Here is a 17,516-nt window from a genome sequence, read left to right as displayed (position 1 = left end):
AAAAATCATGAAAAAATTTAATATATACACGGCCGTTCTACTTGTTGGTGCTTCTTACATGATGAGTTCATGTAATAAATACTTAGACAAAGACCCTGACAACAGGACGGAAATCAATTCACTTGATAAAATTGCACAATTAGTTGGAACGGCATACCCATCCGCCGATTATCTTTCTTTTGCTGAGAGTGCATCAGATAACGCTGAAGATAAAGGCCCAGGGGTAGGAAATTCAGTTGATACCCGTGATAGACCCTATGCATGGGAAGACCAAGCAGGTTCTGAAACAAACACACCAGGTAACTACTGGAACGGTTGCTATGAGGCCATAGCCGCAGCTAACCATGCCTTAGAAGCTATAGAAGAAGGTAATTATGGTGATGAAGTGCTACAGTATAAAGGTGAAGCCTTAGTTGCTCGAGCATATGCTCACCATATGTTGATGATTTTCTTCGCTAAAAATTACCAAATTGGTGGGACCAACGATTCTCCGGGTGTGCCCTATGTGACAAAAGCAGGTAAAACTGTGTTTGGTGAATACGATCGTGGAACAGTTAAATCAACCTATGAAAACATTGTGGCTGATTTAGAAGAGGGTTTAAAGTATGTCTCCGACCAAAATCACCAAGTGCCGAAATATCATTTTACAAAAAGTGCTTCCCATGCGTTTGCTGCTCGGTTGTATATGTATTTGGGCGAATGGCAAAAAGTTGTGGATCATGCCACTCTTGCTGCGCCGAATGGTAATTTCGTAAATAACTTAAGGCCGATTAATACAACTTTTAAGAATATGACATCTAGTGAATTTAGAAACGCATTCACTAGATCCGATGTCAAATCGACCTTGTTGTTAGCAAACTGCTATTCCACATGGACCTATAATGAAACTCCACGTTATGGCTATGGTGCCCGTACTTCCCTGATGTTTACTGAAAACAACGTTACTGGTGGGATCTTGGATAATAAAGTGCTTAATTATGGCGCGCCAAACTATACCACGTATAAGTGGTTATACTACTTCTTTTACACCGGGCCGGGTATTGGTTATCCGTATATTATGCAACCACTTTTTACTTTGGATGAAGTCCTATTGAACAGAGTAGAAGCCTATGCGGAATTGGGGAAATATGAATTAGCCTTGGCAGATCTGAATACCTTTTACAGTACAAAGATCCGGAATTACACGGCTGCAACACATGTTGTTACCATGCCAAAAATCATGGCGTATTTCTCGGAGTCAGATCCGAAAAAAGGTCTAGTAAAAGCAGCTCTTGAAGCCAAAAAGGCAGAATTTCTTCAAGAGGGCTTGCGCTGGTTGGATTTAATGCGTCGTGACCTTCCTGTTAAGCATAATATTATAAGTGCTGAAGGAATTGAAACAGATGTGTTCTTACAACCTGGAGATCCAAGAAGATTATTCCAATTACCTCCTGAAGTTGCAATTGCTGGATTAGAGTTAAACCCTAGAGATTAAGAAAATGAAATTATTACCGAAATTATTTATAGGTCTTTCTGCACTTGCATTTTTAGGCTCATGTGCAAAAGAAGAGATCAAGAATGTGGATTTCTCAAAATACAATGATGATAATCCGCAAACCAATACGGAATTGGATAAATGGTTGCAAACTACATTTTTAGATGAGTACAATATTGATGTAGTATATCGCTACAACCGTTTCTATCATGATTTGGAAAGAAATGTTACCCCTCCGAAATTGGAAGCTGTACGCCCAGTAATGGAATCTGTTCTAAACGGCTATTTATTGCCGTATAGAAAAGTAGGTGGCGAAGATTTTATTAAGAAAATGGCACCTAAAGAATGGATCCTATTCGGTTCCTATTCCTATGCTTCTGATGGAACCACCTATGCAGGCACGGCGTCAGCTGGTCGCCGCATTAACCTATATGGCGTTAATTCTTTTAATGAATACGGAGCACAATTGGTGATACATCACGAGTTTGTCCATATCTTAAATCAATTGGTTAATATTCCTACCGATTTTGAATCCATTTCGAAAGCAGATTATAAAGCCACATGGAGCAGCACACCTGCCGATACAGCACGTAAGTACGGTTTCGTAACTTCTTACGCTTCGGGAAGCTATACGGAGGATTACGCAGAAACTGCCGCGCATTTATTGGTTAAGGGACAGGCATGGTATGATCGTTATGCCAATACATCAAGTGCGAAAGGAAAAGCAGCATTAAAAGCTAAAGAAGCAAATGTTGCCAATTATTATACCTCGAACCTAAAGGTTGATTTTAGAGCATTGCAGAAGGAAATACAAAATTATTTAAAAACTAAAGCTAATCCTAGTGACCTGAGATTTCCACAGTATGTGTATAGGCTTTTTAAGAAAGTAAGTATCAATCCTAGTTCGCCAACAATGACCAAATATGGTCTTTCAACACCTTTTAAAACTGCTTTTGATAAATTGGTGGCAAACATGAAAGCAAATGGGTATAACATTCCTAGTGTTGATGTGCGCTTTATTTCTGACAATCAATTGGTGGTTAGATTTCCATTTGTAGGAAACGACGGTACAACATATTATGCCGATTACCTATTCTCTTATACCCTTTCAACCACCACTGGTGAAATCGAAATTAAAAAAATTGATCAACCGACTGTAGATGAAAAAGACGCTGGAACAAATTACGCAAATGCAAGTATTGCATGGGTAAAGAGCACCTTTGATACATCCTTGTTGCCTTATTTTAATAATAAGACTTTTGTTGCCGACTGGTTGCGGAAAGATGTTGATCCGGTTGATTACAATAACCTTGGTGGATTCTACGAGAAAGATAATTCATCTAATTTTTGGTATGGTGTTTTAAGCCAAACATTATAATTATGAGAAGATTAAAAACATTACTATATGGGGTAATATCAATGTTGATACTTGCCTCCTGCCAAAAGAACGAAGTTGAATTGGCTTTTGGTGAAACGCCTGAAGTGCGTATGAACGAAAAAATTGATTCCATAAATAAAGCTTTACAGGGAGCACCTAATGGATGGAAAGCTTATGTGGGTACTGGTTTGAAAGGTGGATACGGTTTCTATTTTGAATTTGATGATCAACAGGTGGTGAAAATGGTTGGCGACCTGACATTAGAATCAGCTACTAAACTTGCTTCTTCAAATTATCGGGTTAAGCAGGACAATGGGGCAACGTTAATTTTCGATACGTATAACTATATCTCCATGCTGAACGACCCCAATCCGAGTGTGTTCGGAGGAACTATACGCGAGGGATTACGAAGTGATTTAGATTACCGTTTCGGATATTCAACAGCAGACTCGATGGTTTTTATTGGTAAACGGTATAGCAATAAATTGGTTTTAGTAAAAGCTACGCCCCAAGAGAGCCAAGCCTATAAATCAGAAGCTTATACGGCAGGAATCGAAAAAACTAAAAAGTTTTTCCTAGAAAATGAGAATCCTTATGTTGAGTTTACTATGGATGGCTTCAATTATCAAACCGCCATTACACTTTCAGAAGCAACCAAGATTATTGAATTGTCTTCCTTATTGAAAGATGGGACAACAGGGGCGGCTGCCGGAAAGTTTGCCTTTTCTTTACCAGGCGTTCAGGTAATTGATGGTGGAATCGCTTATGCAGGCATAAATTTCGTCCAAATGGTTTGGGAAGGTAATAAATTGAATATGGTTGACGATAAGGGTAAAAAGTATGAGATTAAAAACTCCTTAGTACCTTTGGTTCCGCTTTACAAATTGATAGGGTCTAAATATACAGGATTCAGAAGTCCATTTATGACATTTTTCCCTGGAACCTCTGCAGATGGTTTGGCTATCTTAAAACGTTATCATGAAGGCTTAGGAAATAGAGCGACAGGATATATTTTCAATTATGGATATATTGATTTAGATTTTGATATTCGGAACAAGCGATTGAATCTGAAAGGTTTCTCTAGTCAAAATGGCGGTACTTCCGGGTGGATTACGACAATTGTATATGATTATACCCTAGATTCAGAAACTGGAATTTACACATTTACACTAAGAGATAAGGCTTCTGGTGGATATACATCCGCAATTTTGGATCAAATGGATGCCTTCTTGAAATCGGGTAAAATTAAATTAGATTATTATAGTGAAAATGGAGCGCTTTACGGCAAGATTATAGGTGTAGATAAGCCTAATGTCGAAATGACCTTCCAATTAAGATAGACTTAAGATAATCCTCATAAAAATTACATTGTTTTACATGTTTGTTTTGGGGCTGCCAGTGATGGTAGCCCCTTTTCATTTGTCCCTAAAACCTTGATTTGTAATCCTTTTTATTTGGTTTTGCTGACCATTCTGGTTAACTTTAGTTATGGTTATTTCCCTAAAGCACCTCTGGCAATTCTATAAGCCTATTCTTTTCATCAACTTGGTGCTTTCCATGGCGTTTTGCATGGGCTATGTGGCGTATTATCCCTATGTGTTTATGACGGCAGGTTACCTCTGCGCTGCAGGCTTGGTCCGTCTCTTTGAGCGCAACACAAAATTTCTGTTCTACAACCTCGGGTTAAGCCGTAAGGATTTGCTCGTTTATACGTTCATTGCAAATTTGTTGATATCCCTCTTGCTACTTGGATTGTTCCACCTTTTAAGCCTTGCATACGATGAATTTAAAGGATAAGGAATTATATATTGATTCGGTGCAGTTCAGCTACCAGTCGGACAGGCAGTTGTTGACGGGCGGATTTCTGTGCTTAAATGTGGGGGATATCGTTGGGCTACTGGGGAGAAATGGATGCGGCAAAACAACCTTCATGCAGATTATCTTTGGTGCATTAACGGCTCATTATGCTTATATCCGAATCAATGGGAAAAAGGTTCGCGAAGCCTTTCGCAGCAAGGAGGTCTGTTATCTTTCTCAGGATAGTTTTCTGCCGACTTCTTTCAGCGTACGGAAGGCGATTCGTTTTATGCTCACCAACAAAGAGGCTTGGGACCGCTTAGAGCGGGACGAGATCCTAAATCCGATTCTGGATGTCAAGATTGCCGATATCTCCGGTGGAGAATTGCGCTATCTGGAAATTCTCCTGCTGGTAGAACAGCCTGCCACCTTTATCCTGCTGGATGAGCCCTTCTCCGGCATATCACCGCTCTTAAAAGAACGAATTCAACAGATCATCAGGTCCAAATCCCATGAAAAGGGATTTCTCGTTTCAGATCACGATTACATGAATGTGCTGGATATCAGTACGCAGATTGTGCTGTTGGAAAATGGAGGATGCCGCAAAATCAATCGGAAGGAAGAACTGGAGCAGTTCTATGTGCCGGTCGGAACATTTGATAAGCCGGCTTAATAGTACGTAGGTTACTGTTTACAGCCGACGATTTGTGGTCTGCACACTCTTATTTTAATTCCCTTCTGTCGCGCTTGGAAGCATACAAACTCCCTTAAATTGCTATATTTGTTTAGCATAACCACAAAAGAACACATACATGTCGACAATTTTGATTAAGCAAGCGCAGGTTGTGAACGAAGGTTCCATCCAGGCGCTGGATATTTTTATTAAAGATGGACGCATTGCGAAGATTGCTGGAACGATTGATGTCCAAGCGGATCGGGAAATCAATGCGGAAGGCTTGCATCTCCTGCCCGGTTTGATCGATGACCAAGTACACTTTCGGGAACCAGGATTGACGCATAAAGCGGACATTTTTACCGAAAGTCGAGCTGCCGTTGCCGGTGGTACAACTTCTTTTATGGAAATGCCCAATACGGTGCCCAATACATTGACCCAAAAGCTCCTGCAGGATAAATACGATATCGGTCAGGACTCATCCCTTGCGAATTATTCCTTCTTTATGGGGGCGGCCAATGACAATCTGGATGAAGTCTTGAAAACAAACCCTCGGGATGTCTGCGGAATCAAAGTGTTCATGGGATCCTCTACAGGGAATATGCTGGTCGATAATGAAAAGGCATTGGAAGCCATCTTCAGTCAAGCACCGACCTTGATTGCGACGCATTGTGAAGACGAGGCAACCATCCAAGCAAACCTTGCCCTTTACAAAGAGAAATATGGCGAGCAGATCACCATCGATATGCATCCCCTTATTCGTTCGGAAGAGGCTTGTTACCTGTCCTCCTCCAAAGCTGTAGCACTAGCTAAGAAAAACAATACACGCCTGCATATCCTGCATATATCCACAGCTAAGGAAACAGCGCTGTTCGACAACAGCATCCCATTGGATCAGAAACGCATTACGGCGGAAGCCTGTATCCATCACCTTTGGTTTTCGGATGCAGATTACAAGACTAAGGGTAATTTCATCAAATGGAATCCGGCAGTGAAAACGGCCCATGACCGTGACGGTATTTTGAAGGCCGTGTTGGACGGACATATCGATGTGATCGCAACGGACCATGCACCGCATACCATAGAAGAGAAATCACAACCTTACCTACAGGCACCTTCCGGCGGTCCATTGGTGCAACACGCCCTACAGGCGCTGTTGGATATGGTCAAGGAAGGAAAATTGACCTTGGAGCAGTTGGTACAAAAAACGGCCCACAATACCGCAACCCTCTTTCAGATTGAACAACGCGGATATATCCGCGAAGGGTATTGGGCAGATTTGGTACTTGTTGATCTGAATAAACCATACACCGTAACTAAGGATAATATCTTATCCAAGTGCGGCTGGTCTCCATTTGAAAACCATACTTTTTCAGCTACCATCGAACATACCTTGGTGTCCGGCGCTTTGGCGTATACAGCAGGTAAGATACAGGAGGTAGGTTCTGGACATCGTTTACTTTTTAACCGTTAATAAAACATGGATAAACGTTCGTTTATAAAATCGTTGGGGATCGGTCTGGCGACTCTCCCGTTATTTGGTAAATCGGAAGCCATGGATCTGGCAAGCCAAGTGGCACCACTCCTGAAGGGCAACGTGCTGAAAGCTGGCGATACCATCGGCATCATTACCCCGGCAAGTGCCTTGGGCGATGAGGATGCCATTACATTGACCAAGGAAGTCTTGACGTATTTTGGATTCAAGGTAAAGGAAGGAAAGTATATCCGTCAGCGGTATGGAAACCTTGCGGGAACGGATGATCAACGCTTGGAAGATCTACACGACATGTTTGCCGATAAATCCGTAGCTGGTATTCTCTGCATCCGCGGTGGTGCGGGCGCCTCCAGATTATTGGGACGCATTGATTACGAACTGATCAAGAAAAATCCGAAAGCCCTGATTGGCTATAGCGATATTACGGCGCTGATCATGGCCTTTCAAGCGAAGGCAGGTTTAGTGACCTTCCACGGCCCTGTGGGTACAAGTACCTGGAGCAATTTGGTTGCAAAGACCTTCAAGGAGCAACTGATGGATAACCAATTGCTGACCTATACCAATCCGGCCAAAAAAGGAGACAATATCGTTCAATATAAAGATCGTATAACAACCATCAATCCTGGAATCGCCGAAGGAAAATTGCTGGGTGGAAACCTGACTTTGATCTCGGGCTTATGTGGGTCGCCATACCTTCCGGATTTTACCGGAAGCATTCTGTTCCTCGAAGAGATAAACGAGTCGCCTGAAAAGGTGGACCGTATGTTCTGTCAATTGATGAACGCTGGCATCCTCAAGCAGATCAAAGGATTTGTCTTCGGGAAATGTACGGGATGTTCACCTTCAGGTGGTTACGGCTCCCTGAATCTCGATCAGATTCTTCGGGATTTCATAAAACCATTACAAATTCCTTCTTATTCTGGTGCGGTTATTGGTCATATTGATGATCAGTTCCTCTTGCCGGTGGGCGTTCAGGCGCGTATCGATGCAAACAAGGGAACAATTGAAATTTTAGAGAAAGCACTGGTATAATATGAAGTTTTTTATCCTTTCCTTGGGCTTGCTGGCAGCAACAACTTGCAGCAATCCCTTTACAGGGAATTCCTCCTCGACTGTCGGTTCCGGATACCATCTGGATACTGCCCAATTGAACAGTTTGCATGCAACATTTAAGGAGCCCGCGCTGTATCACCGTCGCTTTAAGCACACAGATATCGACTCCTTGGTACAAGTACACCGGAAGTCCGACATCTTTGGGGTGACCGAGATCGGGAAATCTGTGGAAGGTCGTTCCATTTATGAACTGGAATACGGGGAAGGTGATAAAAAAGTGATGTTGTGGTCGCAGATGCATGGCGATGAGCCGACGGCAACCATGGCGCTTTTCGACCTATTCAATTTTCTGGAAGGGAAGGGGGACGGCTTCGATACGGTGCGGACCATGCTTCGGGAGAATCTCAATATCCATTTTATCCCGATGTTGAATCCCGATGGTGCCGAACGGTTCCTGCGCAGGAATGCACAGAGCATCGACCTGAACAGGGATGCCCGTGCAGGGCAGACCGTAGAGGGGAAATTGCTGAAAGCACGCGCCGACGCCATTAAGCCACGCTATGGCTTTAATCTGCACGACCAGAATATCTATTATAATGTGCCGGATACCAAAAATCCGGTGACCATCTCCCTCTTGGCTCCGGCATACAATCCGGAAAGGGAAGTGAATGAGGTCCGTGAGGGTGCCATGCAGATCATTGTGGGCATGAATAAGCTGCTGCAACAGTATATCCCCGATGCGGTGGCTAAATATGACGATACTTATACCCCACGCGGGTTCGGGGATAACTTCCAATCCTGGGGCGCCAGTACGGTACTCATTGAATCCGGTGGATTGAAAGGAGATCCAGAGAAACAACAGATCCGGAAGCTGAACTTTATGATCATCCTGAACGCACTGATGGAAATTGCGCAGGGAAGCTATGGCAGCTATGATGCCAAAGGCTATGAAGATATTCCGTTCAATGCCTCAAATTTCCACGATGTCCTGATCCGTGGATTGGAGTTCGGTTCGGATTCCATTTCCCTGAAAAGTGATATTGCTATTCGTCGCGGAGAAACTACCGTTGGTAGGGACTACTTTGTACGCGGGCGCGTGGAAGACATCGGGGATCTGCCGGAGTCCATGGGATATGACGAAGTGCAAGCCGACGGTATGAAATTCATCATCGGTAAGATCGCTCCACAGCCGCTTCCGAATTTCGAATCCATCACGCCGGAAATCGCATTTGACCTGCTCAAGAAAGGGTACATCGGCGTACAGGTTGCACAGCTTAAGCCGGAACAGGCCAATATGTTGCATAGCCTGCCTATCCACGTTTTCGCAACACCTAATTTTGCCGCAACACCATTTATCGATCTCGGTGGTACCACCAATTTCTATATCGGTGACAGCAATGGAACCCTGAAATATGCCGTCTTGAACGGTTACCTCATTGATCTGAATAAGCCCTTGTCGGAAATTCCGGCATTGAAAAATAGGGTGCAGTAAGCTATTTATGTGAGAGATGTGAGATGTTAGATATGACATGTGAGATAGGAAGAGTAAATATGTCCATAGCCTCTTTCTAAACAACTGAAGAGATTACCAATTTTGGCCTCGTTCATATCGATTGCTATTGCTTTTGCAGTAGACGGTCGGTATGAACGGGGCAATTTTATTATAAGGGTGTTGATGACGTATTCGATGGCCACATTGGATGCGGTATTTTTGTGGTTTTATTCTTTTTCAGGAAGGGAAATCGCCAAATATGCACTTAAGTGAAAAAATCTTTACTGGTTTTCATGGAAATTTACAGGATCACACAAACAATATTACCATGAAAAGAACTGCACAGGCCGTTTGGAACGGCGACATCAAAAACGGAAAAGGCGCGATCAGTACGCAGAGTGGCGTCTTGGAGAATACTCAATATTCATTCAATACACGGTTTGCGGAAGGTATCGGCACGAACCCGGAGGAACTTCTGGGCGCTGCACACGCTGGATGTTTTACCATGGCGATGTCCTTGGCATTGACGCAATTGGGCTTCACACCAGGGGCACTCCAAACAACAGCAACGGTATTCTTCGATATGGGGAAAGGATTGATCGAAGCAATCGAACTGGCCTTACACGCAGAGCCCATCAATGGACTTTCCGAAAAGGAATTTGTGGAAATCGCAAAGGGAGCAAAAGCAAATTGCCTCATTTCAAAAGCGCTTGGCGGATTGGATATTTCCTTGACCACTAACTATAGTAAATAACCCTGTTCACAGGTGTGGCCCGGAAGGAGAATCCTTCCGGGTTTTTGGGTTTGTGGAGGATTCTGGTTTCTGATGGGATTCGGAAGGTGGAAAGATGTTGTAACAATTTTCTACACTGCTGAAAAGGTTTTATCTTTAGGTGCACTTAACACTAACTATTCATGTTTGAAAAAGAAGAATTCCTAACCAGGATCTTGAATGGTATTGGCGATCTTTCACCGGAGAACCTTGCCTTAAGTTTGCCCTTTTGGCATCGGAAATCCTATAATAAAGCCGATTTCTTCAATCAACAGCACATTGTCTGTAAAGATTTGGGTATTGTCCTGAGCGGCATTTTCCGTATTTATTATTATGATGAATCTACTGGAGAAGAGAAGAATATCTATTTCTTTTCGGAGGAGCAGTTTGTAGTTTCCTTCCGCAGCTTCGTGTTTCAACATCCCTGCCGCTATTATATCCAGGCATTGGAAGATGCTGAGATTCTATTTATCAGCTACGAGAACCTGCAATATCTCTATGAAAATTCGAAAGCGTGGGAGAAATTTGGCCGTAACCTGGCGGAGCATTTTTTCAATCAATCTCAGGTCCGCACGGAGGACTTACTGTTTCTGAGCCATGAACAGCGCTATGTAAATCTTTTGCAGGACCATCCCAATATCCTCCAACGTGTGCAGGCCTACCATGTTGCCTCCTACTTGGGGATCAAGAACCAAAGCTTAAGCCGGATAAGAAAACGGCTGTTGAGCAAAGGGTAGGGAGTATCCCCTTTAAATAAAGGGGATAGTTTGCTACCTAAAAATAGGGCATAAAAATAACCGATTTCCCTTCTGTCTGAACAGATTGAAAATCGGTTATTTTGTTTTATCCATTGTATCAAGCGATACTTGGCTATGGATTAGCTGTTAAGATCCCTAGGTTATGGTTTGTCCCACCATAATTTGGTGCTCAACGGTACTTCTTCAGGAACATTCGATCCATTTTCTGTTGTTTCATTCAATGGATAGGCGACGCGGCGAATGAATTCATTGCCCAGGACAGCTCCCATTGGTAATTGGAAGTTCTTGTATTGATAATCCCAACGGCGGGCGTCGTTCCATGCTTCTGCATTGAGATAAGTGACGATATATTTCTCGCGGAAGATATCTGATAGCGTCAATGCGGCTTCCCCTTTCGAAATGGCTGCGATATAAGTGGCTGCATCTGCTGCAGGAACTTTGAGTTTATCCATGTTGGCCTGTACACCTTTCAGGAAAGCAGTGTAAGCCTGTGCCTTTTTATTGGCGCGGAATGCAGCTTCTGCCTCGATGAACTTCACTTCCGAGTAGGTGATAATGGACAGTGCGGAAGTGTCGGCACTGATTGTGGAGTTCATGCTGATGTAACACTCATCGTATACCGTATTGGGTCCACCCACGTTCCCCTGGCCACTTCTGGTGCCCTTGAATACACCATTTACGGTTTTATTGGTAATGTATCCAGCCCGAGGATCCACTAGGCCATATGTTGTGCCATTGAGGGCGTCGATAAAGTTGCTGTTCAACCAGCCATCCAAATCTTGGTTCAAGTTGGCACGTGCGATGGCATTCCATGGGTTGGCTCCGTCAAAGACATTCATGCCGACATCATCCCCGTTGGAAGTTAGTGATTTCGCGACTGCCGATAAGACGTTTTCTGGATTGTATGTAGATTTTTTGCTTACCTTATTCAGCGCGCGTGCTTTCAGGCCGTTTGCAAATCGAACCCATAGCTCGATTTTCCCACCATTCAGCAGGTCTTGGTTGGCATCAATCGTCACTTCACCCACTTCTTTGGCAAAATTGGCCAATGCCGCCTCAATCATATCCAACTGTACCTTGTATAGGTCTTCCTCACTGTCGTAGGGTACATTCAGAAGTGGTTCCTTGTAGAAGGCCTTGCTGTACGGTGCGCTTCCCCATGTGTCGGCCACAAGCCCCACCTGATAGGCTGTTAGGAGCTGAGCAATGGCTAAATGATGGTTCGCTTTCGATTCCTCCGCAATTTGCGCGTAATCTGCTAGGTCAGCAAGCGCATAATAAAGGTTGTCCCACGTAGAGGTATTGTTGGTGGTTTGGTAGGTGTCCGTATCCGAACCTGCCGTCGGGCTCGCAAAATATTGCGCATAATAATTGTTGAAGTAGGCCACCCGGTAATTGTTGAACGCCGCCTTGTGCGTGGCTGTTGCCAATAGTGAATTCAGCGGTGGGTCCTGTACCAGATTGGGGTTTTCTGTCAGGTCGAAATAATCCTTGCAGCTCTGCAGGGAGAACAGTCCCAAAGCTAAGATGGCTACTTTTCCTATATTGATTAGATTTTTCATGATGTTTCGAGTTTAGAATCCAAGATTTAAGCTGAACAGGAAGCTGCGCACAGCAGGATAGGTCATCCCCGCGAATCCTTCGATATTGGATCCACTTGCCGTGGTCGAACTTTCTGGATCATAACCGGAGTACTTTGTCCAAAGGGCCAGGTTATTCCCGATCACGGAAATGCGTGCATTCTTGATGAACTTGTCCGCAAGCAATGAGTTAGGAATATTGTACCCCACAGATACGGAACGCAAGCGAACAAAGGAGGCATCCTCCACAAAGAACTCGGAATTTCCACGGTGATAGTTCCGATAGAATCCATTGCCATAGTCTGTACCCGTCTTCGGATCTACGCCTTGACCTAGCCAAACTTCCTTGGTGTTGTCATTTCCATCGGCAGTCTTGCCCGCAAAAACCTTGTGGTCGTTTCGATCTTCCGTATAGTCTGCAAGACCGAAGGAAGACATAAAATTGCCCAATTGGTTGTATCGTGATTGACCGACACGGGCATCCACGAGGAAGTTAAGTGAAAAATCCTTGTAGTTGAACGTGTTGTTCCACCCTGCGATCCAATCCGGTTGCACATTCCCCAATTTCTTAGGTAGGGCGGTAGATTCCAGCACCGGAAAGCCATTGGCACCGATCAGTAGCGGACGGTCTTTGTCCAATTCCGGAGTTTTGTCCAGTCCTTGCTCAATCTCGCTGGCACTGTAATAGCGTTTGAATGTACGTCCATATAGCGTGCCGTAAGACTCACCTGGAATCAATTTCATGTACACATTGGAGCTGAGGTATCCATATTCGGACGCTACTGTAATTTCGGTCAGGTCCTCACGCAATGATAATACCTTTCCGCGGTTGAGGGAGAAGTTCAAGTCTGATGACCAACGGAAACCCTCGCGCTGGATTGGAACGGTATTTAAGGTGATTTCCAGGCCTCGGTTCCGGATACTGCCGGCATTGATAGCAGCTGTGGCATATCCTGTAGCAGAGGTCACAGGTACACGAATGATCTGGTCCTTGGACGTCGAAGTGTATAGATTCAGATCTACCCCCAAACGACTATCCAGAAACTTCATTTCTATACCAGCCTCATAGGTGTCCGTGAATTCCGGTTTCAACGCTTTATCACCCAATAGTTCAGGCCGTGTAAAACCAATATAACCTGTTGGAAGATTGGTATATGGACCTAACCCTCCACTGGTCGAATAGGGAAGTGCATCCTTACCGATCTGCGCATAGGAGAAGCGAAGCTTTCCGAAGGAAATGGATTCAGGTAGTTCCATGTGGTCGGAGAAAACATAACTGAGGGTCGCTGACGGGTAAAAAAATGACCTATTCCCTTTCTCTAGGGTAGAGGTGATGTCATTTCTTCCAGTGATGGTCAGGAAGAGGTAATCCCGATAGGATAGAGCCAATTCACCAAAAAGGCCCATCAAGCGGTATTTTTCAAGATAGGATCGCGTTTTTACAATGCTGGCGTTGGAGAGATCAAACCAATTGTAGACGGTCAATTTTCCACCTTCGGCAGAACTTCGCTTGATGACCTGGTCGTAAACATCCTGTCCTAAGCGTAGCGATCCTTTGAAATCTTCATTGAATTCATGTTTTAGCGTCGCAATGAACGTGCTGTTGATGCCGCGGAAGTTCTGGTTGTACACGTTGTAGAAACCTTGTCCTTCGGCACCCGGCACCCCATTTTCGCTGATCAAGCGCTCACCGGACAATCCTTGGAAACCCAAGGCCGTGCCTTCTCGGTTATCCCTGTAGGTATCCACCCCAAGGCGGTACATGAAATCCAGCCATTTTGTCGGCGAATAGGTCAGGTTGACCCCGCCGATCAGGCGAAGCACATCGTCCTTAAACCGGTTGGATTCCGCCACATAGATGGGATTATTGGTGTCGCCATAAGATTTCATCGTGCCATTTTCTTCTAAATAATCACGGATATCGTGGCGTGGGGACCAATAGATCAGCTGCTCGGCATAGCGACCGGCATTCCCACGGTACCCGCCAGAATTGTTCACCGAAATGGAGGAGCCACCTTTCAGTTTTTCTGAAATCGTAAAATTGGTGTTAATTCTCGCTTGGTAATTCTTGAAATCCGTCGATGGCAATACACCTTGCTGATTCAATTGGGATAGGGAGGATAGGAAGTTGAATTTCTCGGTCCCTCCCGTGAAGCTCAGGGAATTGCGGGATTGATTTCCAGTTTCGAAAGCATCTTCAAAGGATTTGTACAACGCACTTGGGTGCGTCGGGTCGAGTTTTATCGCTTCTTCCACGGTCGGTCCAAAGGCTGGCCAGAAATCATCCTTATTGTACACACCAGCCCAGCCCTGCGAGTAGGTGTCCTGCATTTTCGGGAATTTATTGACATTTTCAAAGCCATAGGTTCCCTGATAATCGATCTTTAAGGTTCCGGCCTTTCCGGATTTTGTCGTGATCATGACCACGCCATTGGCACCACGAAGACCATATAAGGCCGTTGCTGCACCACCTTTAAGGATATTGATGGTTTCGATGTCGTCAGGATTAATATCCACGGCACGGTTACTCATCCCGCGTAATTCAGCGCCATCCCCTTGCGTGGACGTGCTATTGTCCATCAATATACCGTCAATGACGAACAATGGCTGCCCCGGTCGGGTAGGGTCGATGGAGTTGATTCCACGGATCTGGATGTTCGCGCCTTGCCCTGGAGCACCACCTGTAGAACTGATGGTAACGCCGGAAACCTTGCCCTGAAGGGCATTTACCAGATTTGGCTGCTTGTTGGCATTCAGCGCTTCGCTGCTGACACTCTGGGCGCCATACCCGAGGGATTTCTCACTCCGCTGAATACCTAGGGCCGTGACAACAACCTCTTCGATGTTACTGTCTTCTTCCTGCAATTGAATGCTGAGGTTGTTGCGGTTGTTGACGGCAACCTCTTGGTTGGCATAGCCAACTGCGCGGATCAATAAGGTGCTGTTTGCTGGTACATTCAGGGTAAAGAGTCCAAGTTCATTGGAAGAGGTCCCCTGTTGGGTCCCCTTGATGAATACGGACGCACCCACAATCGGTGCCCCATCGGCATTGGTGATTTTTCCAGCTACAGAGATTTGTTGCGCGTTGAGCACCTGCAAAGAGCAGAGAGATGCCAACGCGATGGTTAAACATGTTGGTAGATTCATCTTTAGCTTTATTGGTTAATTAGATAAGCTAAATATAATGGATTAAGTGGAATAACAATTATTAATTTTTAAAAAATAGCAATGATAAATAATGTTTTGACATATAATAGCCGTTTTTATTGATATATTTTTTAACATTTGGGTAATGTTTTGAAACTTTTTTTAAGTGAAATGTCGACTTGGATTTACTGGCAGAAAAGATTTGTTGTGCCTTGTTCGTTTAGCAAACGGTTAGGGTAAAGCATTCCTGTGGTAATTAATTTATTGTAAAACCACGTTTAGACGCGTGTTTGAATAAGCTGCTTTAGGTCCACAGGCTTTAATAAGGCAATCCTTGCGAGTTAATCCTAGGAGGATTCACTCTTTTTAGCTTAACGTTTCATGATAACTAAAAACGCCATCCGATTTTTCGGATGGCGTTTTTTAACCTTTTATTTGCTATTAATATCCCGGGTTCTGCTGTGCAGCAAGACCAGGATTGGCATTGATTTCATCCTGTGGAATAGGCAGGATGGTCTTATTGAACGTTCTATTGATGGTCTTTTCGCGGTGGTTCATCGTCACCCCGACATGCTCATCGTTGAAGGTAATGGTCTTGTTCGTACGGATCATATCCCAGAAACGATGACCTTCGCCATAAAGTTCCTTGCTTTTCTCATCCAAGATCATTTGCTCGGTTACGGTTGCTGAAGTTGCTTCTGCAAGATTTGGCGAACGTTGGCGGATTAAGTTCAGGTATTCCGCTGCTTTCGCTGGGTTGGCTCCGCTTTTCTTCAGTGCGGCTTCGGCAGCCGTCAGGTAAATCTCAGAAAGACGGATCAACTTGATGTTCACTGCTGTGTAAGGCTCCTTGCCATCTCCTTTGCGATCGATCGTTCCTACATATTTATAGGATGCTGCTTTCCGATCCAGCTCATCTGTGGTATAAATTCCCCAACGAACATCCTCGGCGTCCTGACCCAAGCGGGTAAGGAAATAATCGGATGCCGTGAAATTACCCAATGCGTTGGCGTCCTTGCTGCGCAGGTAGTAGAAACCCAATGAACCTGAACCCAAATCACCTTGATCTTTCATCATGATCAGTTCAAAGATCGACTCGCTGCCGTGTTGCTTATTCCAGGAAGAAACCCAGTCGGCATTGCTGTACAAGCTATATACTTTCGAGTTGATGATCTCTTCAGCTGTTTCGTAGGCCTTATCGAAATTACCCATCGTCAGGTAAACTCGGGATAGGATAGCCTTATTCGCATAATAGTTGATGTAGCCATTGTTGCGTGCCTTTGGCAAAAGCGGAGCAGCGGCTTCCAGGTCGGTCAGGATCTGTTTGTACCCTTCCTCAACGGTATTGCGCAGCACACGGGCATTATCCGGAAGTGGTTCTGTCGTAATCGGAACACCTAAGGATTTGGCATCCTGCGTATAGGTTTTTCCATATAGGCGCAACAGGTCGAAATAAAGCATGGCACGCAGGGTGAGTGCCTGACCGTAGGGCACATCGAAGTTGGAGCTATTGCCTTCGGCCTTCAGCTTATCGATATTGGTAATAATGTTGTTGGCCTGTAGGATGGCGTTATAGCCATTTTTCCAGAAATCGCCGTAGCTGTTGTTGTCCCGGGTGTGGTTGAATACGTAGAGTGCATCCAGACCGCGACCTTGGGAAACAATGGTCAGATCTCCCCCTTTTGCGTCTGCATAGAGGAGCATATTACGACCGTACAGGGTGGCTGCGGTCAATTTACGGTTCAGGCCATTGATCATGACCTGGGCATCTTCCACTGTTTGGATGGAAGTGCTGGCCTCGATGGAGTTCGTTGGAGCTACATCCAGGAAGTCCTTGCAGGAAAACATGGTTAAACTGGCAAGGGCGATGATATATAGTGAATTCTTTTTCATGAGG

13 protein-coding genes are annotated in these 17,516 nt (G+C 44.6%); 10 read left to right on the top strand and 3 right to left on the bottom strand.

The window, feature by feature from the left end; genetic code table 11:
- Window positions 1-7 precede the first annotated feature (7 nt).
- From G6N79_RS17210 to G6N79_RS17165, 10 genes are all read left to right on the top strand, one after another.
- Window positions 8-1,474, top strand: coding sequence for a RagB/SusD family nutrient uptake outer membrane protein (locus tag G6N79_RS17210; RefSeq protein WP_103905837.1), 1,467 nt, complete (start codon window positions 8-10; stop codon window positions 1,472-1,474).
- A 4-nt stretch (window positions 1,475-1,478) separates the two neighbouring features.
- Entirely contained in the window at window positions 1,479-2,852 is a 1,374-nt protein-coding gene (locus tag G6N79_RS17205) for a substrate import-associated zinc metallohydrolase lipoprotein (RefSeq protein ID WP_103905836.1), read from the top strand.
- Between the two features lie 2 nt (window positions 2,853-2,854).
- Window positions 2,855-4,192 (top strand): DUF4302 domain-containing protein, encoded by a 1,338-nt coding sequence (locus G6N79_RS17200; protein WP_103905835.1) that lies wholly within the window; start codon window positions 2,855-2,857, stop codon window positions 4,190-4,192.
- A 148-nt stretch (window positions 4,193-4,340) separates the two neighbouring features.
- On the top strand, window positions 4,341-4,649 hold the full coding sequence (locus G6N79_RS17195; RefSeq protein WP_103905834.1) for a hypothetical protein: 309 nt from the start codon (window positions 4,341-4,343) through the stop codon (window positions 4,647-4,649).
- Window positions 4,633-5,322 carry an ATP-binding cassette domain-containing protein gene (locus G6N79_RS17190; protein ID WP_103905833.1) on the top strand — a complete coding sequence of 230 codons (690 nt, stop codon included), beginning with the start codon at window positions 4,633-4,635 and terminating at the stop codon, window positions 5,320-5,322. The genes G6N79_RS17195 and G6N79_RS17190 overlap by 17 nt, the downstream gene beginning before the upstream one ends.
- Before the next feature lie 139 nt (window positions 5,323-5,461).
- The gene (locus G6N79_RS17185; protein ID WP_103905832.1) at window positions 5,462-6,796 is read left to right on the top strand and encodes a dihydroorotase; all 1,335 of its coding nucleotides are present in this window, start codon (window positions 5,462-5,464) and stop codon (window positions 6,794-6,796) included.
- A gap of 6 nt (window positions 6,797-6,802) precedes the next feature.
- The gene (locus G6N79_RS17180; protein ID WP_103905831.1) at window positions 6,803-7,849 is read left to right on the top strand and encodes a S66 peptidase family protein; all 1,047 of its coding nucleotides are present in this window, start codon (window positions 6,803-6,805) and stop codon (window positions 7,847-7,849) included.
- A gap of 1 nt (window position 7,850) precedes the next feature.
- Window positions 7,851-9,362 (top strand): M14 family zinc carboxypeptidase, encoded by a 1,512-nt coding sequence (locus G6N79_RS17175; protein ID WP_103905830.1) that lies wholly within the window; start codon window positions 7,851-7,853, stop codon window positions 9,360-9,362.
- Window positions 9,363-9,690: 328 nt separating this feature from the next.
- The gene (locus G6N79_RS17170; protein WP_103905929.1) at window positions 9,691-10,116 is read left to right on the top strand and encodes an OsmC family protein; all 426 of its coding nucleotides are present in this window, start codon (window positions 9,691-9,693) and stop codon (window positions 10,114-10,116) included.
- Window positions 10,117-10,277: 161 nt separating this feature from the next.
- Window positions 10,278-10,871, top strand: a complete 594-nt coding sequence (locus G6N79_RS17165; protein WP_103905829.1) for a Crp/Fnr family transcriptional regulator — start codon at window positions 10,278-10,280, stop codon at window positions 10,869-10,871.
- A gap of 161 nt (window positions 10,872-11,032) precedes the next feature.
- On the opposite strand, the gene G6N79_RS17160 is transcribed toward G6N79_RS17165, so the two are convergent.
- The 3 genes from G6N79_RS17160 to G6N79_RS17150 form a co-directional block, all read right to left on the bottom strand.
- On the bottom strand, window positions 11,033-12,454 hold the full coding sequence (locus tag G6N79_RS17160) for a SusD/RagB family nutrient-binding outer membrane lipoprotein (protein ID WP_103905828.1): 1,422 nt from the start codon (window positions 12,452-12,454) through the stop codon (window positions 11,033-11,035).
- Window positions 12,455-12,466: 12 nt separating this feature from the next.
- Window positions 12,467-15,619: a SusC/RagA family TonB-linked outer membrane protein gene (locus G6N79_RS17155; RefSeq protein WP_103905827.1), complete on the bottom strand. Its 3,153-nt coding sequence runs from the start codon at window positions 15,617-15,619 to the stop codon at window positions 12,467-12,469.
- A 441-nt stretch (window positions 15,620-16,060) separates the two neighbouring features.
- On the bottom strand, window positions 16,061-17,512 hold the full coding sequence (locus G6N79_RS17150) for a RagB/SusD family nutrient uptake outer membrane protein (RefSeq protein ID WP_103905928.1): 1,452 nt from the start codon (window positions 17,510-17,512) through the stop codon (window positions 16,061-16,063).
- Window positions 17,513-17,516: the final 4 nt, after the last annotated feature.

It is taken from the genome of Sphingobacterium lactis (assembly GCF_011046555.1).
Classification (GTDB): Bacteria; Bacteroidota; Bacteroidia; order Sphingobacteriales; family Sphingobacteriaceae; genus Sphingobacterium; species Sphingobacterium lactis.
Note: the sequence above shows the minus strand (reverse complement) of the source record. Positions and strands in the feature narration are given on the sequence as shown.